Below are 20,381 nucleotides of genomic sequence, written 5' to 3' on the forward strand. Positions count from 1 at the left end.
ACGCGGTGTCTCAGAACCTCAGACGAGCAACGTCCTTCTCCAATCGACGGCAACAGGACCGAGGGAAACGGTACGGAGGGCCGCCGGCGCGTGTCAACGCAATTAAACGCGCGCCCCCGGCCGACACATCGATGTCGGATTCCTGCCAGCCGACGGGCGCCCGCGGCTGCTTGAGTGGGCCGTATGACGAACCAGAACATTCTCCGCGACCGGGCACTGGCCTTCCGCGCGCTGCATGTGGCGGGGCGCCCGCTCGTCCTGCCGAACGCCTGGGACGCCGCGAGCGCCCGCATCGTGGAGGACGCGGGCGCGTCGGCCGTGGCGACCACCAGCGCGGGCCTCGCCTGGGCGCTGGGCGTCCCGGACGGCGACCGGCTGGACCTGGACCGGTCCATGGCAGCGGTCGCCCGCATCACCTCGACCGTGACCGTACCCGTGAGCGCCGACATCGAGAGCGGCTTCGCGAAGGACCCGGCGGGCGTCGCCGACACGGTCCGCGCGGTGCTCGCGGCGGGCGCCGTGGGGGTGAACATCGAGGACGCGCTCTACGGCGGTGAGGGCGTCCTGCGTCCGGTCGCGGAGCAGGCCGAGCGCATCGCGGCCGCCCGGGAGGCCGCCGACGCGGAGGGGGTGCCGCTGTTCGTCAACGCGCGCATCGACACGTTTCTGCGGGGCGCCGGGGGAGTGGACGCGACCCTGGAGCGGGCCGCCGCCTTCCGGGCCGCGGGCGCGGACGGGATCTTCGTGCCCGGGGCCGTCGAACCGGGAACGGTCAAGGAACTCGCCGACGGGATCGACGGTCCGCTCAATGTGCTGGTCGGCCCCGGCGCACCGCCGGTCGCCGAACTGGCCGCGCTGGGCGTCGCCCGGGTGAGCGCGGGCTCCAGCATCGCGCTGGCCGCGTACGCCGTGGTCGACCGTGCCGCGCGGGAGCTGCTGGACACGGGTACCTACGACGCGGTGGCGGGAGGCCTGGGCTACGGAGAACTCAACTCGCTGCTGGGGTAGGGGCGTCGGCTCAGCAGGCGTCCCGCATCAGCTCGGCGAGGTCGTGGTCCAGGTCGAGCTGGAGGTGTTCGAGACCGGCGGGCACCAGCTCGCCGGTGGCCCGCAGGAAGCGGCGGATCTCGGTCGAGCGGACATGCACGACGGCGGTGCCCTCGGGGGCGTGGAACTCCAGGACGGTGCGGTCGAAGCCGTAGGGCCGCACGCGGACGTCGCCGTGGCCCTCGGCGCCGTGCAGACCGGCCGACAGGAGTTCCCGGGCGAAGGTCCAGCAGACCTCGACGCCCTCCAGGGTGGCCGGTGCCGGGAAGGTCATCCGGACGGCGAAGGGGTCGCGTCGGTCGTAGTGCAGGGTGGCGGGGATGCTCGGCATCCGCGGTGCGGCGGCGACGAGACGGGCCTCTACGGACTGCTCGATGACGATGGACAACGCCTTGCTCCCTTGTGTGACGGCGGTGCGGACTGCGGTGACGGCCGGAAGGACTCCCGAAAGGAGTCCGGAACGGACCTCCTGGTGGATGGGTCCGCACTGGAAGAGACGCCGGAACGACCCAATCCGTGCACACGAAATTCCAGTGACCTCTGTCACCGTCGCCCATATGCGCCCAAGGTGGGCGGGGCCGTCTGGACGGCCTCCTGGGAGTGGGCTAGCTTCGCCCGCCATGAGGCGCATGGGGAACACGCGACGGGTGGGACGGACGTACCGGAGGGCGGCGGCCGGGGTGATGTGCGCGGCGGCGCTGGCCGTACTGACCGCCGTACCGGCGCAGGCACGGGACACGGCGCACCGGGCTCCGCATTGGGAGCTCAAGGACAGCGGAGCCGCCGGTGTGCGCTTCAGGGGACTGTCGGCGGTCAGCCGGAACACCGCGTGGGTGGCCGGTACCGCGGGCACCGTGCTGCGCACCACCGACGGCGGGGCGAGCTGGCGGAACGTCTCGCCGCCGGGTACGGCCGACCTCCAGTTCCGGGACATCGAGGCGTTCGACGCACGGCGCGCGGTGGTGCTGGCGATCGGCGAGGGCGAGGCCTCCCGCGTCTACCGGACCGACGACGGCGGGACGACCTGGACGGAGTCCTTCCGCAACACCGACGCGAACGCCTTCTACGACTGCATGACCTTCTTCGACAGCCGCCACGGCCTCGCGATGAGCGACCCGGTGGACGGAAAGTTCCGCATCCTGTCGACCGGCGACGGCGGCCGTTCCTGGAAGGTGCTGCCCACCACCGGGATGCCGGCCGCGCTCGACGGCGAGGCGGGCTTCGCGGCCAGCGGCCAGTGCCTGGTCAGCTCCGGGCCCCGGGACGTCTGGCTGGCCACCGGCGGGGGTGCACGCGCGCGTGTCCTGCACTCCGCCGACCGCGGCCTCACCTGGACGGCGGCCGACACACCGATCCCGGCCGGCGACCCCGCGCGCGGAGTCTTCGCGCTCGCCTTCCGCGACCGCGCGCACGGACTCGCGGTCGGCGGCGACTACAACGCCGACCAGCCGTCACCGCTCGCGGCCGCCGTCACCGGCGACGGCGGCCGTACCTGGACTCCCGCCACGACCCCGCCGCCCGCCTACCGCTCCGGCGCGACCTGGCTGCCCCACAGCCGCTCCACCGCCCTCGCGGTCGGCCCCACCGGCACGGACCTCACGACCGACGCCGGCCGCACCTGGAAGACGGTCGACACCGGCTCGTACGACACCGTGGACTGCGCGGCCGACCTGGGCTGCTGGGCGGCGGGGGAGAAGGGGCGCGTGGCGCGGCTGGAGGACTGAGGGCCACGGGCGGTGCGGCGAGTGCGGCGTTTTTTGATGGCACCCGCCGCCGAAGATCCCCGTACGCTCGGCACCACCATGACGACCGTACGCATTCCCGCGGGCTGGCCCGCGACCGAGGAGCAGGCCCGCGCCGTCCAGGACGAGTTGCGGGAGCGGGTGGTGACCGACGAACCGGGACCGCCGCCAGGGACCGGGCACGTCACGGGAGTCGACGTCGCCTACGACGACGAGCGGGACGTGGTGGTGGCAGCGGCGGTCGTGCTGGACGCGGCGGACCTCACGGTCGTCGCCGAGGCCACGGCGGTCGGCACGGTCTCCTTCCCGTACGTCCCGGGCCTGCTCGCCTTCCGCGAGATCCCCACGGTGCTGGCCGCGTTGGACGCCCTGCCCTGCCCGCCGGGCCTGGTCGTGTGCGACGGCTACGGCCTGGCCCACCCGCGCCGCTTCGGCCTCGCCAGCCACCTCGGCGTCCTCACCGGCCTGTCCACGATCGGCGTCGCCAAGAACCCCTTCACCTTCACCTACGACGACCCGGGCGTCCCGCGCGGCTCCGTCTCCCCGCTCCGTGCGGACGCCGAGGAGGTCGGCCGCGCGCTGCGCACCCGCGAGGGCGTGAAGCCGGTCTTCGTCTCCGTCGGACACCGGATGACCCTGGACAACGCCTGTGCCCACACTCTTGAGTTGACCCCGGAGTTCCGCCTCCCGGAGACGACCCGCAGGGCGGACGCGCTGTGCCGGCGGGCGCTGCGGGAGGCGACCGCCTGAGTACGTGGGGCGGGTCGCTTCTGAGTACCTGTTCTGAGTACTTGTACGGATGTGGCCCCACCCGGGTGATCGGCAGGCTGTGCCGCATGACAACTCACCGTTCCCCGAAGCCCGTTGCCAGTCCGAGCCAGCCGATCGAGCGTGCCGTGACGATCGCGCTCGTCCTGTCCGTGGCGGCTGGCCTCGCCTGGATCGGCGGGATGATCTACACGCTGTGGCCGTGAGCCGGGCGGGCGTACGGGGGCGGGAAACCAACGAGCCCCACACCGCAACAACCGGTGTGGGGCTCGGACTTGAGCGCCGGGCAGGCCTTGCACCTGCATTTCCCCGCAGGAAGCGGGGCGTCTTTCCTTGGACGACCAACGCGTAACCAGGCTCCGGGTGTTCCGGCGACCGGCTCGTGATCAACTATAGCCCATCCCGAGGGACGGTTCGAACTCGCCGATCAGTGGGGCCGGTTCGCGGCCCGGCGTTCCGCGTCGGCGTGCCACCAGCCCGGCGGGGAGGGGCCGACGGCCTCTGCGGTGGGCTGGTCCGGATGGAGTCCGAGGCGTCGTAGCGCGTCGGCGCGCACCCGGACGTCGAACCAGCCGTGCCAGTGGCCGTCCGGCCCGATGCCGCAGGCGAGACCCCAGCTCAACTCGTCCTGGGCGAAGGGCATCCAGTCGATGCCGCGCTCCCGCAGTCAAGCGCGCGTGGCCGCCCACGGCGTGAGGCGGCCGGGCAGGTTCTCGTAGGCCGCGACCGTGATCCAGTCGGTGTACGGCGTCTCCACGGCGGCCATGGTGGCACGGGGAGCCGGCATCCTCACCGGGTCGCCGCCACCCGGAACACGATGCCCGCGGCGCGGAGTCGCTCGATGAGGGCGTTGCCCAGCGCGACCGCCGTCGTCACCTGGCCCGCGGTGGGCGGGAGTTCGTCGAGGGACAGGGAGAGGGCCGCCTCCGCGAACATCTTCGCCGTCTCGTCGTAGCCGGGGTCGCCGCCCGAGACCTCGGTGAAGACGCGTCGGCCGCCGCCCTCGCCCACGAACTTCACGGAGAACCAGCTCTTCGCGCGCTTCTCCGGGCTCGGTCCGTCGCCCGGCTTGAGGCGGTCGGACAACCAGCGGCGGGCGGGCGGGAGTTGAGCGGCGGTGGCCAGGGCGCCGACCGCCGTGACACCGCCGAGCGCCACGGGAAGGTGCCGTACGGCCGCGTAGTGGCGGTAGCGGAAGTCGGGGCCGTAGCGGTCCAGGGCCTTCGCGGATCGTTGAACGATCTGCGGGTCGATGGTCGGCAGGGGCACCGCCCAGGAACCGACCTCCCCGGCGAACCGCGGTGCCCCGGCGGGCGCGGTGGCCCGGCGTCCCACCAGCCGGGGTTCGTGCCGTCGCCGGTCCCGCGCGGCGGCCAGCACCTGCCGGCCGCGCCCGAGTTGGGTCAGTGCCGAGGCGAACGTACCGCCGGAGAACATCGCGTCGGCGGTCACGAAGCCGTCCACCGTGAGGGGCACCCCCTCCGGCAGCTGCTGGACGGTGAAGTACGCCCCCAGGTCGTGCGGAACCGAGTCGAAGCCGGCCGCGTGCACCAGCCGTGCGCCGGTCTCACGCGCGCGTGCGTCGTGACGGACGTACGTCAGGTCGACGAACTCGGGCTCGCCGCTGAGGTCGAGATAGTCGGTGCCGGTGTCCGCGCAGGCGGCGACGAGGTCCTCGCCGTAGGTCACATAGGGGCCGACCGTCGTGGCCACCACGCGCGCGTGCTCGGCGAGTTCGCGCAGGGAGACCGGGTCGGAGACGTCTGCGCGCAGGACGCCCACCGTCGTGCCGCCGGGCAGCCGTTCGCGCAGCCGCTTCAGTTTCAGCTCGTCCCGGCCGGCGATCGCCCAGCGCAGCCCCTCGGGCGCGTGGGCGGCGAGGTACTCCGCGGTGAGCGCGCCGACGAAGCCCGTGGCTCCGAAGAGCACGATGTCGTAGGGACGGTCCGTCCTGTTCAGCCTGCTCATGACACTCCTGGGGGTCCCGCAGCCCGCGCCGCTGTCGGTGGCTGAGGCTAGCGTGAAGAGTGCGGAGCCCGACGACGAGCCCGGAGGTATCAGGTGGCCGTGCCCAGGAACGCCCTGAAGAAGTGGGCGAAAGTACGTGAGTTCGCCCTCGGGCTGCCGGGCGCGGTCGAGGCCGCGCGGCGGATCCGCATATCGATACTGCCCCTGGGGTGAGAGCGTCGCCAAGGTCAACAAGAAGGTGTTCGTCTTCCCCGGTGTCGACGACAGCAGCTACCCGCTGGCCCTCACGGTCAAGCGCACGGACGAGACCGCCCACACCCACGCGCTGACCTCGCCGGGCGCCGAGCCCGCCGGCTACGGCCTCGGCAAGGCCGGCTGGGTGCGGACACCGCTCGCCGAGCAGGGAGCCCCCGGCCGCCGAGCTGCTGTGCGACCGGGTGGAGGAGAGCTGTCGGGCGATCGCCCCGAAGCGGCTGACGGCCGAGCCGGACGCGGAGGGCCGTGGCCAGGGGCGGCCGACGGAGGTACTTTGACCAAGCGCTTGCTCGCTGAGCTCTTGTGTGGAGTGGAACACGTTCTTAGCATCATCGGTGTTACATCAGTTGTGTCACAGCTGGGGGCTGGATGACAGCGGCAACGACGCCCGGGCACGGCCCGCTCTCCGGTGTGCGCGTGGTCGAGCTGGCCGGGATCGGCCCCGGCCCCTTCGCGGCCATGCTCCTCGCCGACCTCGGCGCCGACGTCGTCCGCGTCGACCGGCCCGGCGGCCCCGGACTCGGGGTAGCTCCCGAGCACGACGTCACCAACCGCAACAAGCGCTCCGTCCTCGTCGACCTGAAGGCACCCGACGGCCCCGCGCGCGTCCTCGACCTGGTGGAGCGCGCCGACATCCTGATCGAGGGCAACCGCCCCGGTGTGACCGAACGCCTCGGCGTCGGCCCCGAAGCCTGCCACGCCCGCAACCCCCGGCTCGTCTACGGCCGCATGACCGGCTGGGGCCAGGACGGCCCGCTGGCCGAACGCGCCGGGCACGACATCGCCTACATCGCGCTGACCGGCACCCTCGGCATGATCGGCAGCCCGGGGGAGCCCCCGCCCGCCCCCGCCAACCTGCTCGGCGACTACGCGGGCGGCTCCCTCTACCTCGTCGTCGGCGTCCTCGCCGCACTGCACCACGCGCGCGTGACGGGCACCGGCCAGGTCGTCGACGCCGCCATCGTCGACGGCACCGCCCACCTCTCCGCGATGATCCACGGCATGCTCGCCGCCGGCGGCTGGCAGGACCGGCGCGCCGCCAACCTCCTCGACGGCGGCTGCCCGTACTACGGTACCTACGAGACCGCCGACGGCAGGCACATGGCGGTCGGCGCCCTGGAGCCGCGGTTCTACGACGAGTTCACGCGCCTCCTCGGCCTCCCGGACTTCGCCGACGCCCGCCGGGACTGGACGCGCTGGGGCGAGCTGCGCGAGGCGGTCGCGGCCCGCTTCCGCAGCCGTACGAGAGACGAGTGGACCGTCGTCTTCGAGGGCACGGACGCGTGCGTGGCGCCCGTGCTGTCGCTCCGTGAGGCCCCGAAGCACCCGCATCTCGCCGCGCGCGGGACCTTCACCGAGCACGGCGGGATCACCCAGCCCGCCCCCGCGCCCCGGTTCTCCGAAACTCCCACCTCGGTGCGCGGCGGGCCGGCCCTGCCGGGCGCCGACACCTCGGACGTCGCCCGTGACTGGGACGTCCCCCGGCTTGCCGACGTCGTTGAGGACGGTGATCGGGGAACACCTCGACGCCTCCTCGAAAACCCTCAGTGAAAGGCTTGGCAGTGAGCACCGAAGCGTATGTCTACGACGCGATCCGCACCCCGCGCGGGCGCGGCAAGGCGAACGGATCCCTGCACGGCACGAAGCCCATCGACCTGGTCGTCGGACTCATCCACGAGATCCGCGACCGCTTCCCGGACCTGGACCCGGCCGCGATCGACGACATCGTGCTCGGTGTCGTCGGACCGGTCGGCGACCAGGGCTCCGACATCGCCCGGATCGCCGCCGTGGCCGCGGGACTCCCGGACACGGTGGCCGGCGTACAGGAGAACCGCTTCTGTGCCTCGGGTCTGGAGGCCGTCAACATGGCCGCCGCCAAGGTGCGTTCGGGCTGGGAGGACCTCGTCCTCGCCGGTGGCGTCGAGTCGATGTCCCGGGTGCCGATGGCCTCGGACGGCGGCGCCTGGTTCAACGACCCGATGACGAACCTCGCCGTCAACTTCGTGCCCCAGGGCATCGGCGCCGACCTGATCGCCACGATCGAGGGATTCTCCCGGCGCGACGTGGACGAGTACGCGGCCCTCTCGCAGGAGCGCGCGGCCACCGCGTGGAAGGAGGGCCGCTTCGAGCGTTCCGTGGTGCCGGTGAGGGACCGCAGCGGCCTGGTCGTCCTCGACCACGACGAACACCTGCGCCCCGGCACCACCGCCGACTCACTCGCCCGGCTCAAGCCGTCCTTCGCGGACATCGGCGAACTCGGCGGCTTCGACGCCGTGGCCCTGCAGAAGTACCACTGGGTGGAGAAGATCGACCACGTCCACCACGCGGGCAACTCCTCCGGCATCGTCGACGGCGCCTCCCTCGTCGCCATCGGCTCCAAGGAGGTCGGCGAGCGCTACGGCCTCACCCCGCGCGCGCGGATCGTCTCCGCGGCCGTCTCCGGCTCCGAGCCGACCATCATGCTCACCGGACCCGCCCCGGCCACCCGCAAGGCCCTCGCCAAGGCCGGCCTGACCATCGACGACATCGACCTCGTCGAGATCAACGAGGCCTTCGCCGCCGTCGTCCTGCGCTTCGTGCGGGACATGGGCCTGTCCCTGGACAAGGTCAACGTCAACGGCGGCGCCATCGCGCTGGGTCACCCGCTCGGCGCCACCGGCGCGATCATCCTCGGCACGCTCGTCGACGAACTGGAGCGCCAGGACAAGCGCTACGGCCTCGCCACGCTGTGCGTCGGCGGCGGCATGGGCATCGCGACGATCGTCGAGCGCCTCTGAGACCCCGGCGGCCGGCAGCGCTGTCTGCGGCCACCCGAGGCTTCCGCGGCGACCAGAGACTTCTACGGAGAACCCCCTCATGACCGAGAGCACCACCATCCGCTGGGAACAGGACGACACCGGCGTCGTCACCCTCGTCCTCGACGACCCGAACCAGTCCGCGAACACCATGAACGCGGCCTTCCGCGACTCCCTCGCCGCGATCACCGACCGCCTGGAGGCCGAGCAGGAGTCCATCCGGGGCATCATCCTCACGTCCGCCAAGAAGACCTTCTTCGCGGGCGGCGACCTGCGCGACCTCATCCGCGTCACCCCGGACACCGCCCAGGAGCTCCTCGACGGCGGCCTCGCCATCAAGCGCAACCTGCGCCGCATCGAGACCCTCGGCAAGCCGGTCGTCGCCGCGCTCAACGGCGCGGCCCTGGGCGGCGGTTACGAACTCGCCCTCGCCTGCCACCACCGCATCGCCCTCGACGCCCCCGGCTCGAAGATCGGCTGCCCGGAGGTCACCCTCGGGCTGCTGCCCGGAGGCGGCGGAGTCGTCCGCACGGTACGGCTGCTGGGCATCACCGACGCCCTGCTGAAGGTGCTGCTCCAGGGCACCCAGTACAGCCCGCAGCGGGCGCTGGAGAACGGCCTCATCCACGAAGTGGCCGCCACGCCCGACGAGTTGATCGCCAAGGCCCGCGCCTTCATCGACGCCAACCCGCAGTCGCAGCAGCCCTGGGACAAGCCCGGCTACCGCATCCCCGGCGGCACCCCGGCCAACCCCAAGTTCGCGGCCAACCTGCCCGCCTTCCCCGCCAGCCTCCGCAAGCAGACCAACGGCGCGCCCTACCCGGCCCCGCGCAACATCCTCGCCGCCGCCGTCGAGGGCTCCCAGGTCGACTTCGAGACCGCCCAGCTCATCGAGGCCCGCTACTTCGTCGAACTGGCGGCGGGGCAGACCTCGAAGAACATGATCCAGGCGTTCTTCTTCGACCTCCAGGCCGTCAACTCCGGCGCCAACCGCCCCCAGGGCATCGAGTCCCGACCGGTCCGCAAGGTCGCCGTCCTCGGTGCCGGGATGATGGGCGCCGGCATCGCCTACTCGTGCGCCCGCGCGGGCATCGACGTCGTCCTGAAGGATGTCACTCCGGAGGCGGCGGCCAAGGGCAAGGCCTACTCCGAGAAGCTCTGCGCCAAGGCCGTCTCCCGAGGCCGTACGACCCAGGAGAAGGCTGCCGCGCTGCTCGCCCGCATCACCGCCACCGCCGATCCGCAGCACCTCGCGGGCTGCGACGCGGTGATCGAGGCCGTCTTCGAGGACACCTCCCTCAAGCACAAGGTGTTCCAGGAGATCCAGCACATCGTCGAGCCCGACGCGCTGCTCTGCTCCAACACCTCCACCCTCCCCATCACCGTCCTCGCCGAAGGAGTCGAGCGCCAGGCCGACTTCATCGGGCTGCACTTCTTCTCGCCCGTCGACAAGATGCCCCTCGTCGAGATCATCAAGGGCGAGCGCACCGGCGACGAGGCCCTCGCGCGCGCCTTCGACCTGGTCCGGCGGATCAACAAGACGCCGATCGTCGTCAACGACTCGCGCGGCTTCTTCACCTCGCGCGTGATCGGGCAGTTCATCAACGAGGGCGTCGCGATGGTCGGCGAGGGCATCGAGCCCGCGTCCATCGAGCAGGCCGCCGCACAGGCCGGCTACCCGGCCAAGGTCCTCTCCCTGATGGACGAGTTGACGCTCACCCTCCCGCGCAAGATCCGCAACGAGTCGAAGCGGGCCGTCGAGGAGGCGGGCGGCACCTGGCCCGCACACCCCGCCGAGGCCGTCATCGACCGCATGGTCGACGAGTTCGGCCGCACCGGCCGCAGCGGCGGCGCGGGCTTCTACGACTACGGCGACGACGGCAAGCGCGCCGGGCTCTGGCCGGGCCTGCGCGAGCACTTCACCCGCGAAGGCGCCGAGATCCCCTTCGAGACCGTGCCTTTTAAAGACATGCAGGAACGCATGCTGTTCTCCGAGGCGCTCGACACGGTCAAGCTCCTGGAGGAGGGCGTCCTGACGTCCGTCGCGGACGCCAACATCGGGTCCATCCTCGGGATCGGCTTCCCCGGTTGGACCGGGGGCGTCCTCCAGTACATCAACGGCTACGACGGCGGCCTGCCCGGCTTCGTGGCACGCGCGCGTGCGCTCGCCGAGCGCTACGGGGAGCGGTTCACGCCGCCCGCGCTGCTCGTGGAGAAGGCCGAGAAGGGGGAGCGGTTCAGCGACGCGCGCTGACGTGTCGACGTATCGCTGAGCGACACGCTGCCCTTGCCTCGCGGGGAGGGGACCCCGACGCTGACCGGCGAACCGGTCAGCGGTCCCGTCCCCCGAGGAGCCCCCATGGGTCACCGTCCCGCTCTCGCCCTCCTCGACATCCTGCGCAGCGAGGGCGTGGACCGGATCTTCGGCAACCCGGGCACCACCGAACTCCCTTTCCTCGCCGCCCTGTCGAAGACCGAGGACGCCCCGGAGTACGTCCTCGGCGTCCACGAGGGCGCCGTCGTCTCCATGGCCGACGGCTACGCGCGCGGCACCGGCCGCCCCGCGTTCGTCAGCCTGCACATCGCCGCCGGACTCGCCAACGGCCTCATCGGCCTCCTCAACGCCCGCCGTTCACGCACCCCGCTCGTCGTCACCGCCGGCCAGCAGGACCGCCGCCACCTCCAGCAGGACCCCATGCTCTCCGGCGACCTCCTCGGCCTGGCCCGGCCCGCGGCGAAGGCGGCCTACGACATCCAGCACGCCCGCGACCTGCCTCTCGCCCTGCGCCGTGCCTTCGCGCAGGCCGGGCGGCCGCCCGCCGGACCGGTGTTCCTGTCCCTGCCCATGGACCTGCTGACCGAGGACACCGAGGAGGTCGAGGTCCCCGCCCGCACCGCCCCACCGCTGTCCGGTCCCGCCGCCGGGCTCGACCGGGCCGCCGTACTGCTCGGCGGTGCCGCCCGCCCGGTGATCGTCGCCGGGGACGGCGTGGGCCGCGAGGACGCGGTGGCCGCGCTCGTCCGTACGGCGGAAGCCTGCGGGGCGACCGTGCACCACCAGCCGATGGCCGACTGCCTCAACTTCCCCGCCACACACCCCCTCCACGCCGGGATGCTGCCACCCCGCCACGACGCGATCCGGGCCGCCCTCACGCCGTACGACACCGTCCTGATCGTCGGCGCCCACGCCTTCACGCCCCACCACTACAGCTCCGGCCCCGCCCTGCCGCCCGGCATCACCGTCGTCCAACTCGACTCGGACGCCGACGAGATCGGCCGCAACTTCCCCGCCGACGCAGGGCTCGTCGGCGCCCTCGCCCCCTCGCTGCACCGCCTGGCCGAGCTGCTGCGCGAACAGGTTCCCGACCACACCGCGAAGGCCCGCGTCCTGCGCGCCGGCGAACGACACACCGCCGAACGGGCCCACACCGAGTCCGCCGCCCGCGCCGCCTACTCGTCGGCCCCCCTCGCCCCCTGGGCCGCCGCACACGCGGTGGCACGCGGCCTGCCGCCGGACGCCGTGGTCGTCGAAGAGGCCATCACCGTGGGCCTGTTGCTCCGCCGGCTGCTGCGCCTGGACCGGCCCGGCAGCTACACCCACACCGTCGGCGGCGGCCTCGGCTGGGGCATCGGCGCCGCCGTCGGACGCTCGCTCGCCGACCCCGGCCGGCCGGTCGTCTCGGTCCTCGGGGACGGCTGCGCGCTCTTCGGACTCCAGGGGCTGTGGAGCGCGGCGCGGCAGCAGGTGCCGGTGCTGTTCGTGGTGATGGGCAACGGCAGCTACCGCACGCTCCAGGACACCTACAAGGCGATGGGCGGCAGCGGCAGTTGCCCCGGCACCGAACTCGGCGCCCTGGACTTCACCCAGGCCGCGCGCTTCTTCGGAGTCGACGCGGTACGGGCGGAGAGCGCCGACCACCTGCGCGAACTGGTCGCCGGGGTCGACGAGTTGGCGCGCCCGATGCTCGTCGACGTACCGCTGCGCACCTCGTAGAGATACCGCTTCGATTGCGGTCGCGACTCACCGTGACCCACACCTTGTCACCCGTGCGCGCGAGCTACCACCATCGGTCCATGACGGACGGTCAGTTGCCGAAGTCGGTGCTCGCACGCGGGGTGTTGCTGCTCCGCGCCTGCGGCGAGGCCGGGACCGCGCTCTCCCTCGCCGAACTCGCCCTGCGCACCGGCCTGCCCAAGCCGACGGCACACCGGCTGATCGGCGAACTGGTCCGGCTCGGCCTGGTCGAGCGCATGACGGACGGCAGCTACCGCGTCGGACTCGCCCTCTTCGTCCTCGGCCAGTCCTGTCCGTCCGTAAGGGAGTTGCGGGACGTGGCGCTGCCTTACCTCGGTGATCTGCACGAGGCGACCCACGAGAACGTGCACCTGGCCGTCCCGGACGGCACCGACACCCTCTTCCTGGAGAAGATCACCGGCCGCCGCGCCACCCCGATCGTCTCCCGCACCGGCGGCCGGCTCCCGGCCCACTGCACCGCCACCGGCAAGGTCTTCCTCGCCCAGGACCCCCGCCCGCCCCGCCGCACCCTGCCCCGCCTCACCCCGCGCACCCTGGTCCTCCCCGGCCAGCTCGCCCGCGACCTCGCCCTCACCCGGGCCCGCGGCTACGGCGTCAACCTGGAGGAGGCCGAGATCGGCATCTCGGCGGTCGCGGCCCCCGTCTACGCCGCCGACCGAGGCACCCGCCCGATCGCCGCGATCTCCGTCACCGGCGGCACCCGCCGCCTGGACATGGACCGCATCGGGGCCCGGCTGTGCGCGGCGGCCCGGGCGATCACGCGGAGCCTGTCGGTCTGACACGGCCGCTTTCGGGGCTTGTCCGTCCGGCTCGGCTGTCTTCGGGGCCCGTCGGTTTGTGATGCGGCAGTCTCCGGAGTCTGTCGGGTGTGACGCGGCTGTCTCCGGGCCCTGTCGGTCCCACGCCGTCACTTCCGGACCCCGTCAGTCCGGCGCCGCAACCTCCGTCCGCTGCACAGCCACCGCCAGCCCGTGCTCGGTCAGCTGCTCCCCGCGCACCTCCTCGGTGACCTTCCCGCGCACGAACACCAGCACCCGGTCGCACACCTCCGTCAGCTCCGCGAGGTCGGTCGAGGCGATCAGGACGGCCGCGCCGCCCGCCGCCAACTCGCCGACGATCCGGTGCATTTCGGCGCGTACGCCGACGTCGACACCCCGGGTCGGATCGTCCAGGACGACGATCCTCGGCTCGGTCGCGAGCCACTTGGCGAAGACGGCCTTCTGCTGGTTGCCGCCCGACAGACGGGCCACCAGGTCGTACGGTCCGCCGCGCAGCCGCAGCCGCCCGGTCGACTCGGCCGTCACACGGACGAGTTCGGAGCGGGCGGGGGAGATCCCGCCCCGGCCCAGCGCAAGCCAGCTGACCGCCGTGGTGTTCTCCCACACCGTGCGGTCCACCATCAGCCCGTACCGTTTGCGGTCGCTCGGCACGAAGGCGACACCCGCGCGCACCGCGGCCCGCAGCGAGCGAGGCAGCCCCCGCCCGCCGACGTCCACCCGGCCCCCGGAGACCGCCGCGCGTCCGCACACCACCGCCAACGCGTCGAGATGGCCCGCCCCTTGCAGCCCCGCGACCCCGACCACCTCGCCCGCCCGCACGGTGAACGTCACATCGGTCAGCCGCCGCGGCACGGTCACCCCGGAGAGCACCACGGCCGGCGGTCGGTCCACCAACGACCTGGCCCGGCGCGGCGATTGCTCGGGCCGGCCGCCCAGCATCGCCGACACCAGTTCCGGTACGTCGACCTTGGACCGTTCCACGCCCGCCAGGACGACCCGCCCGTCCCGCAGGACCGTCACCCGCCGCGCGAAGCGCATCACCTCCTCCAGGAAGTGCGAGACGTACAGGACGGCGATCCCTCGGTCGGTCAGCGCGCGCAGGACGCGTTCGAGGCGGTCGACGGCCGCGGCCGGCAGCGCCGACGTGGGCTCGTCGAGGATCAGCAGCCCCGGGCGTCGCAGGAGGGCGCGCGCGATCTCCGTCAACTGCTGGTCGGCCAGCGACAGTTCACCCAGCTCGGTGCGGGGGTCCACGTCCAGCCCCAGTTCCGCGAGAACCGGCCGGGCCGCCCGGTCCATCGCGCGTCGGTCCAACAGGCCCATGCGCAGGGGTGGATGCTGCGGGAAGAGGTTCTCCCGGACGGTGAGGTCCGGGAAGAGGCTCAACTCCTGGGAGACAACGGCGATCCGGGTGTCCCTGGCCGACCGCACCGTCCCGCCGTCCGCGCCCAGCGTCCCCGACAGGATGCGCACCAACGTCGACTTCCCGGCACCGTTCTCACCGATCAGCGCGTGCACCTCACCGCCGCGCAGCCGGATCGACGCGCCGTCCAACGCCCGTACACCGCCGTAGGACTTGACGAGTTCCGCTGCCACGAGGATGTCGTCGTGGACCATCTCAGCGCGCGTCCTTCAGCGGCTTCAGGTTGGCCGCCTCGTCGCCGAGCAGCTTGTCGATCGTCGGCTTGTACCAGTCGTAGGCGGCCTGCGCCGACTTCTGCCGGGCGATGATCTCGTCGATGTCGGACGAGTCGACGACCGCGCCGGGGGACAGGAACCAACCGTCCGGCAGCTTCCCCTTCTTGTCGCGCACGGCCTCGATCAGCATCGCCGTCGACAGATACCCCTTCAGGAAGTGCTGCGGGTCGATGGTCACGAAGTTGGAGCCGTCCTTCACCGCGTCCAGGGTCTTCGGGTCGACGTCGAATCCGGCCGTCAGCCACTTGCCGTGCTCGGCCTTCTTGATCTTGGCGAGGTTGTAGCTGTCCGCGTCACCGACGCCGAGGAAGGCGAGCGCGTCCGGGTGTGCGTTCACCTGCGCCGACCAGGAGCTGTAGTTCTGGCCGGGATCGCTGTACGTCTGGAACGGTCCCAGGACCTTGACGCCGGGCGCCTCCTTCTCGAACGTGTCGGCGATGCCCTTGGCCCGGTTGTCGAGCACCGGCGTCCCCGGGTTGGGTACACCGATGACGATCTGGCCCTTGGGATTGGCGCCCAGCCGCTTCAGCGCCTCCTTCGCCATCAGCTCGCCGAGCGCGTAATTGTCGTTGCCCACATAGAAGTTCACCTTGCTGCCGTCGGTGGGGGAGGTGTCCAGGGCGACGACCGGGATGCCCCGGTCGACGGCGCGTGCGGCGGGCCGGGTGAAGATCGGCGGGTCGAGGTTCTCCAGGACGATGCCGTCCTTCGCGACCGCGGTGAGGTTCTGGAACAGCTGCACCTCCGCCGGACCGTCCGTGTTGGGCGGTCCCACGGCCTTGAAGTCGACCTTCCCCGCGTGGCTCGCCGCGCTCTGCGCGCCCAGCACCATCTCGTGGGCGAAGTTGAGGGAGATGTTGGCGACGGAGATCCCCATCTTCAGCCTGCCGTTGCCGCCGCCGGAGCCACCGCTGCCGCAGCCTGCGGCGGCCAGCAGGACCAGGGCGCCGAGCGCCGCGGACCACGTACGCGAACGGGGGTGCATCACGGCCTCCAAAAGGCTGGACCACAGGGGGACTTGGCGGATGACGGCAGGGGAACCAGGTTGACCACGCGGGACGTCACGTGCGACGGCGTCCGGTTCGGCGCAGCGCGCTGTCGGCCGCGACGGCGACGAGAATCACCCCACCGGTCGCGAACGACGTCCAGTTGATGGGTACTTCGAAGAACACCAGGCCGGAGGCGACGACCGACAGGATCATCGCCCCGGCCACCGCACCGACCACCGAGCCGCGGCCCCCGGCCAGCGGAGTGCCGCCGATGATGCACGCGGCGATCGCCTGCAACTCGTAGCCCTGGCCGAGAGTCGGGTCACCGGCGCCGTAGAAGGCGAGGGCGAGCGCGGCGGCGCAGGCGGTGGTGAGGCCGGACAGGGCCAGTGCCTGGACACGGGTGCGGACGACCGGGATGCCGCTGAACGCGGCGGCGTCGGGGTTGGACCCGATCGCCCGCACCCGGGCCCCGAAACGCGTCCGGGACAGCACGACGGCCAGCACGACGATCACCGCGAGGAGCACCCACAGCGCGAACGGCACCCCGCCCGGATCACCGCCCGCGAACGTGAAGAACGAGTCGCCCAGCGGAAGATCGGTGATCTGTTTGCCGTCCGCGAGTGCCAGCCCGACGCCCCGGAACAGCATCAGCGTGCCCAGCGTGACGATGAACGACGGCAGCGCCAGCAGCGTCGTCACCAGCGCGTTGAACACGCCCAGCACGATCCCGGTGGCCAGCGTCACCGGCACCGCAAGCCAGGGCGGGGTGCCGTCCCGCACCAGCAGCGCCCCGACGACCAGGCACATCGCGTAGCTGCCGCCGACCGACAGATCGACCTCGCGCATCGACAGCGCGAAGACCATGCCGCACGCCATCAGCGAGATGTAGACAGAGTTGTGGGCGGTGGACAGGAGGTTGTTCATGTCCAGGAAGTCCGGGTAGGGGATGCCGATCCCGGCGATCAGCAGTCCCAGCACGAGGAGCACACCGAACTCGTCCCGGACCCACCGGCGCGGCAACGGCGGCGACCGGCGCCCGAAGAACCCCAACAGGCCCTGCCGGCCGCCCTGTTCACAGGCGCGCTCGGCGTCGTCCGCGTCGTCCACGGCACGCTCGGTCTCGGTCATCGGGCACGGCTCCCGTACGGCTGGTGCTGGGGTCGTCACGCAGGGTGGGCCCGCCGGGCGTGAGCGGCAACCAGGGCGTTTCAGCGAGTGAAATGCGCGATTGCCGGGTGCCTGACGGATCGTCACACTCGCCCCATGGAGACGCGGACCGCCCTAGTGACCGGAGCGGCGCAGGGCCTCGGGCAGGAGTTCGCCGTCGCGCTCGCCGGGCGCGGATACCGGGTCGCCGGACTCGATCTCGTCCCGCAGCCGCAGACCGCCGAAAAGGTCCCGGACTACGTGGAGTTGATCGGTGACATCACCGACGAGGCGCAGATCCAGCAGGCGTTGGACCGCCTCATCGGCCGATTCGGCACCCTGCACGTCCTGGTCAACAACGCCGGCGTCTACCCGTCGCACCCCTTCGAGGAGACCACCCCCGAGGAATGGCGCCGCATCATGCGCGTCAACCTGGAGGCGCCGTTCCTGCTGACCCGCGCGGTCCTGCCGTATCTGAAGGCCGCCGGCCGGGGCCGTGTCGTCAACATCGTCTCGGCGGCCGTCCTCACCGCACCGCCCACGATGGTTCCGTACGTCGCCTCGAAGATGGGCCTGATCGGCTTCACGCGCTCGCTCGCGGCGGCGCTGGGGCCGCACGACGTCACCGTCAACGCGATCGCGCCCAGCATGGTGCGCACCGCGACCGCCGAGCGGACGGTCGGCGCCGACGGCGGCTTCGAGCACGTCCGCGACCAGCAGGTGGTGCCGCGCACCCAGCAGCCGTCCGACCTGGTCTCGACCCTGCTCTACGTGGTCGACGAGGGCAGCGGCTTCCTGACCGGGCAGACCCTCAACGTGTCAGGAGGATCCGCCTACTTGTGAGGCGCCGAGCCACTGCTGGAGCTCCTCCCGCAACGACCGCTGAAAGGCCGTCAGCAGGGCCTGCACCACAAGAGGTTGCATGTGCGCGGACAGCGACTTCACGTCCTGCGCGGCACGTTGGGACACCTCCTCGCGGAACACCCGCGACAGCTCATGGGCCGCCGCACGGGAATGCTCGATCAGTACGGTGCGCGCCGCGAGGATCGCCTCCTGCGACAGCGGCACGTCGAGCAACCCCACCCCGAGCCGCAGGAGACCGGAGTCGACCTGGTACACGGCACCGTCGACCCGGACCACGTCCATCGCGACGAGCCGCTCCACGTCCTCCTCGCCCAGCGCCCGCCCCGCCCGCCGCTCCAGCTCCCGCCGGTCCACGGTCTCCGTGCCGTCCGGCGCCCACGACGCCACCACCGCGCGGTGGATCGCGAGGTCGTGCGCGCTGAGATCAGGCGGCAACTGCCCGACATACCGCTCGATCGCCGCCAGCGTCATGCCCTGGTGCTGCAACTCCTCGATCAGCGCCAGCCGCGCCAGATGCTCCGGCCCGTAGCGCCCGACCCGCCGGGCCCCGATCACCGGCGGCGGCAGCAACCCCTTGGTGGCGTAGAACCGGACCGTGCGGACCGTGGTGCCGGCCCGCGCGGCCAGTTCGTCGATCGTGAGCGTCGGCTCCCCGGTGTCGGTCGTCATGCGCAGCAGTATCGCTGTCCCACCAATGCTGTGAAACCACCGAAGGCCGTTGTCGACGCCAGGGCCGTTGTCAGTGGTGCCGTCTACGGTGGACGGCATGGGGGAGATCAACTATGTCCGGGGTGACGCGACCGTTCCGTCGGTCAGGGGCGTCAAGGTGATCGCGCATGTCTGCAACGACATCGGGGGCTGGGGAAAGGGCTTCGTGCTGGCCCTGTCGCGCCGCTGGCCGGAGCCGGAGAAGGAGTACCGCGCCTGGCACCGCGCCCGCGCGGCCAACGACTTCGCGCTGGGCGCCGTCCAGTTCGTACAGGTCGAGCGCTACGTCTGGGTGGCCAACATGATCGGCCAGCGAGGCACACGCACGGGCAGCAAGGGCGTCCCCGTGCGCTACGAGGCGATCGACACGGCCCTGGGCCTGCTCGCCGACCGCGCGGCGGAACTCGGCGCGTCCGTGCACATGCCCCGCATCGGCTGCGGCCTCGCGGGCGGCAAGTGGTCCCGGGTCGAACCACTCGTCACCGAGCGGCTGACAGGGCGGGGGATCACGGTGACGGTGTACGACCACGAGGACTGACCCAGCCGATCCCCGATCCAACTTGCCCCGCGCTGAAAGGAGTTGCAGAATCTTGCGCAACCACAGGGAAGGCCGTGATCATGAGCCGTGACATCGACGTCCTCGTTCTGGGCGGCGCCGGCGTGGACACCATCGTCCACGTCCCCGAACTGCCGCTCCCGTACGCCGACAGCTACATGATCGACCCCGGCATCACCACCCGGGCCGGCCAGACCGGCGACTTCGTGGCCCTCGGCCTGAGCGCGCTCGGCCTGCGCACCCACCACCTCGACCTACTCGGCGCAGACCCCGAGGGCGACCTGGTCCGCGCGTTCCACCGGGACCACGGCATCCCGCTCACCGAAGTCCCCGGGCCCGCCGGCACCAAGCGCGCGGTCAACCTCGTCGGCCCCGACGGCCGCCGCCTCTCCCTCTACGACTCGACCCGCGCCCACCCCGAAGACCGCCTGCCCGAGCCCACGGTCCGCGCCCTCGCCGAGGCGAGCCGCCACGCCCACGTCTCCATCACCCAGCCCTGCGCCCACGCCCTGCCCACCCTGCGCGAGGCCGGCGTGACGATCTCGACGGACCTGCACAACTGGGACGGCAAGAACCCGTACCAGGAGGAGTTCGCCCTCGCGGCGGACATCGTCTTCCTGTCCACCACCGCACTGACCGGCGACCCCGCGCGCACCATGCGCGCCATCGCCGAGCACGGCCGCGCCGAACTGGTCGTCGCCACGGCCGGAGCGAAGGGCGCGTACCTGCTGGCGGACGACGAGGTGACCCACATCCCACCGGTCACCCCGCCGTCCCCACCGATCGACTCGAACGGCGCGGGAGACGCCTTCGCCTCAGCCTTCCTGTACGGATGGCTCAACCGGGAGACACCACAACGCGCGGCCCTGTACGGCGCGATCGCGGGCGCCCACGCCTGCACGGTTCCTTCCACGGAAGCGGAGGCGATAGCTCGCGGCGACCTCCTGACACGGGCAGGGGCAGCGCCCCTTTAGGGCAAGGCCATGAAGTTTCGGGTGGGGTGGTGGCCGCAAGCAGGGACTGATCT

19 protein-coding genes and 1 pseudogene are annotated in these 20,381 nt (G+C 72.0%); 13 read left to right on the plus strand and 7 right to left on the minus strand.

Annotated elements, in window-relative coordinates:
* The first annotated feature begins 183 nt into the window (after positions 1-183).
* Positions 184-1,008, plus strand: a complete 825-nt coding sequence (locus tag ACWDEW_RS34550) for an isocitrate lyase/PEP mutase family protein (RefSeq protein WP_450518170.1) — start codon at positions 184-186, stop codon at positions 1,006-1,008.
* 10 nt (positions 1,009-1,018) lie between these two features.
* On the opposite strand, the gene ACWDEW_RS34555 is transcribed toward ACWDEW_RS34550, so the two are convergent.
* The gene (locus ACWDEW_RS34555; protein ID WP_450518172.1) at positions 1,019-1,435 is read right to left on the minus strand and encodes an SsgA family sporulation/cell division regulator; all 417 of its coding nucleotides are present in this window, start codon (positions 1,433-1,435) and stop codon (positions 1,019-1,021) included.
* Positions 1,436-1,676: 241 nt separating this feature from the next.
* On the opposite strand from ACWDEW_RS34555, the gene ACWDEW_RS34560 reads away from it, so the two are divergent.
* The 3 genes from ACWDEW_RS34560 (at position 1,677) to mmpA (ending at position 3,763) form a co-directional block, all read left to right on the plus strand.
* Complete coding sequence (locus tag ACWDEW_RS34560) at positions 1,677-2,771, plus strand: WD40/YVTN/BNR-like repeat-containing protein (RefSeq protein WP_450518174.1); 1,095 nt, start codon at positions 1,677-1,679, stop codon at positions 2,769-2,771.
* A 78-nt stretch (positions 2,772-2,849) separates the two neighbouring features.
* Positions 2,850-3,539: an endonuclease V gene (locus ACWDEW_RS34565; RefSeq protein ID WP_450518175.1), complete on the plus strand. Its 690-nt coding sequence runs from the start codon at positions 2,850-2,852 to the stop codon at positions 3,537-3,539.
* 86 nt (positions 3,540-3,625) lie between these two features.
* Positions 3,626-3,763: a morphogenic membrane protein MmpA gene (gene mmpA / locus ACWDEW_RS34570; RefSeq protein ID WP_362977217.1), complete on the plus strand. Its 138-nt coding sequence runs from the start codon at positions 3,626-3,628 to the stop codon at positions 3,761-3,763.
* A gap of 221 nt (positions 3,764-3,984) precedes the next feature.
* On the opposite strand, the gene ACWDEW_RS34575 is transcribed toward mmpA, so the two are convergent.
* Both ACWDEW_RS34575 and ACWDEW_RS34580 read right to left on the minus strand, forming a co-directional pair.
* Entirely contained in the window at positions 3,985-4,200 is a 216-nt protein-coding gene (locus ACWDEW_RS34575) for a hypothetical protein (RefSeq protein WP_450518177.1), read from the minus strand.
* 146 nt (positions 4,201-4,346) lie between these two features.
* The gene (locus tag ACWDEW_RS34580) at positions 4,347-5,525 is read right to left on the minus strand and encodes a saccharopine dehydrogenase family protein (RefSeq protein ID WP_450518179.1); all 1,179 of its coding nucleotides are present in this window, start codon (positions 5,523-5,525) and stop codon (positions 4,347-4,349) included.
* Between the two features lie 93 nt (positions 5,526-5,618).
* On the opposite strand from ACWDEW_RS34580, the pseudogene ACWDEW_RS34585 reads away from it, so the two are divergent.
* From ACWDEW_RS34585 to ACWDEW_RS34610, 6 genes and pseudogenes are all read left to right on the plus strand, one after another.
* Positions 5,619-6,058 (plus strand): annotated as a pseudogene (locus tag ACWDEW_RS34585) (MmcQ/YjbR family DNA-binding protein).
* A 91-nt stretch (positions 6,059-6,149) separates the two neighbouring features.
* Complete coding sequence (locus ACWDEW_RS34590; protein WP_450518181.1) at positions 6,150-7,331, plus strand: CaiB/BaiF CoA transferase family protein; 1,182 nt, start codon at positions 6,150-6,152, stop codon at positions 7,329-7,331.
* 11 nt (positions 7,332-7,342) lie between these two features.
* Positions 7,343-8,557, plus strand: a complete 1,215-nt coding sequence (locus ACWDEW_RS34595) for an acetyl-CoA C-acetyltransferase (protein WP_262057398.1) — start codon at positions 7,343-7,345, stop codon at positions 8,555-8,557.
* A gap of 79 nt (positions 8,558-8,636) precedes the next feature.
* Positions 8,637-10,829 carry a 3-hydroxyacyl-CoA dehydrogenase NAD-binding domain-containing protein gene (locus tag ACWDEW_RS34600; RefSeq protein ID WP_450518183.1) on the plus strand — a complete coding sequence of 731 codons (2,193 nt, stop codon included), beginning with the start codon at positions 8,637-8,639 and terminating at the stop codon, positions 10,827-10,829.
* Between the two features lie 105 nt (positions 10,830-10,934).
* Complete coding sequence (locus tag ACWDEW_RS34605; RefSeq protein WP_450518184.1) at positions 10,935-12,569, plus strand: thiamine pyrophosphate-binding protein; 1,635 nt, start codon at positions 10,935-10,937, stop codon at positions 12,567-12,569.
* 80 nt (positions 12,570-12,649) lie between these two features.
* The gene (locus tag ACWDEW_RS34610) at positions 12,650-13,390 is read left to right on the plus strand and encodes an IclR family transcriptional regulator (RefSeq protein ID WP_450518186.1); all 741 of its coding nucleotides are present in this window, start codon (positions 12,650-12,652) and stop codon (positions 13,388-13,390) included.
* Between the two features lie 144 nt (positions 13,391-13,534).
* On the opposite strand, the gene ACWDEW_RS34615 is transcribed toward ACWDEW_RS34610, so the two are convergent.
* From ACWDEW_RS34615 to ACWDEW_RS34625, 3 genes are all read right to left on the minus strand, one after another.
* Positions 13,535-15,007 carry a sugar ABC transporter ATP-binding protein gene (locus ACWDEW_RS34615; RefSeq protein ID WP_450518188.1) on the minus strand — a complete coding sequence of 491 codons (1,473 nt, stop codon included), beginning with the start codon at positions 15,005-15,007 and terminating at the stop codon, positions 13,535-13,537.
* Between the two features lies 1 nt (position 15,008).
* On the minus strand, positions 15,009-16,073 hold the full coding sequence (locus ACWDEW_RS34620; RefSeq protein ID WP_450518190.1) for a sugar ABC transporter substrate-binding protein: 1,065 nt from the start codon (positions 16,071-16,073) through the stop codon (positions 15,009-15,011).
* Between the two features lie 76 nt (positions 16,074-16,149).
* A complete protein-coding gene (locus tag ACWDEW_RS34625) occupies positions 16,150-17,208 on the minus strand; it encodes an ABC transporter permease (protein ID WP_450518192.1) in 1,059 nt (352 codons plus the stop codon).
* A gap of 135 nt (positions 17,209-17,343) precedes the next feature.
* Between ACWDEW_RS34625 and ACWDEW_RS34630 the strand changes: the two genes are divergently transcribed.
* Complete coding sequence (locus ACWDEW_RS34630) at positions 17,344-18,069, plus strand: SDR family NAD(P)-dependent oxidoreductase (protein ID WP_450518194.1); 726 nt, start codon at positions 17,344-17,346, stop codon at positions 18,067-18,069.
* Here ACWDEW_RS34630 and ACWDEW_RS34635 read toward each other — a convergent pair.
* Positions 18,046-18,759, minus strand: a complete 714-nt coding sequence (locus ACWDEW_RS34635) for a MerR family transcriptional regulator (RefSeq protein ID WP_450518196.1) — start codon at positions 18,757-18,759, stop codon at positions 18,046-18,048. The two genes, ACWDEW_RS34630 and ACWDEW_RS34635, sit on opposite strands and share 24 nt — an antisense overlap.
* Before the next feature lie 97 nt (positions 18,760-18,856).
* Between ACWDEW_RS34635 and ACWDEW_RS34640 the strand changes: the two genes are divergently transcribed.
* Together ACWDEW_RS34640 and ACWDEW_RS34645 are read left to right on the plus strand one after the other, a co-directional pair.
* The gene (locus ACWDEW_RS34640; protein ID WP_450518198.1) at positions 18,857-19,336 is read left to right on the plus strand and encodes a macro domain-containing protein; all 480 of its coding nucleotides are present in this window, start codon (positions 18,857-18,859) and stop codon (positions 19,334-19,336) included.
* 80 nt (positions 19,337-19,416) lie between these two features.
* Complete coding sequence (locus ACWDEW_RS34645) at positions 19,417-20,328, plus strand: adenosine kinase (protein WP_450518200.1); 912 nt, start codon at positions 19,417-19,419, stop codon at positions 20,326-20,328.
* Positions 20,329-20,381: the final 53 nt, after the last annotated feature.

Source organism: Streptomyces sp. NPDC001100, assembly GCF_053598575.1.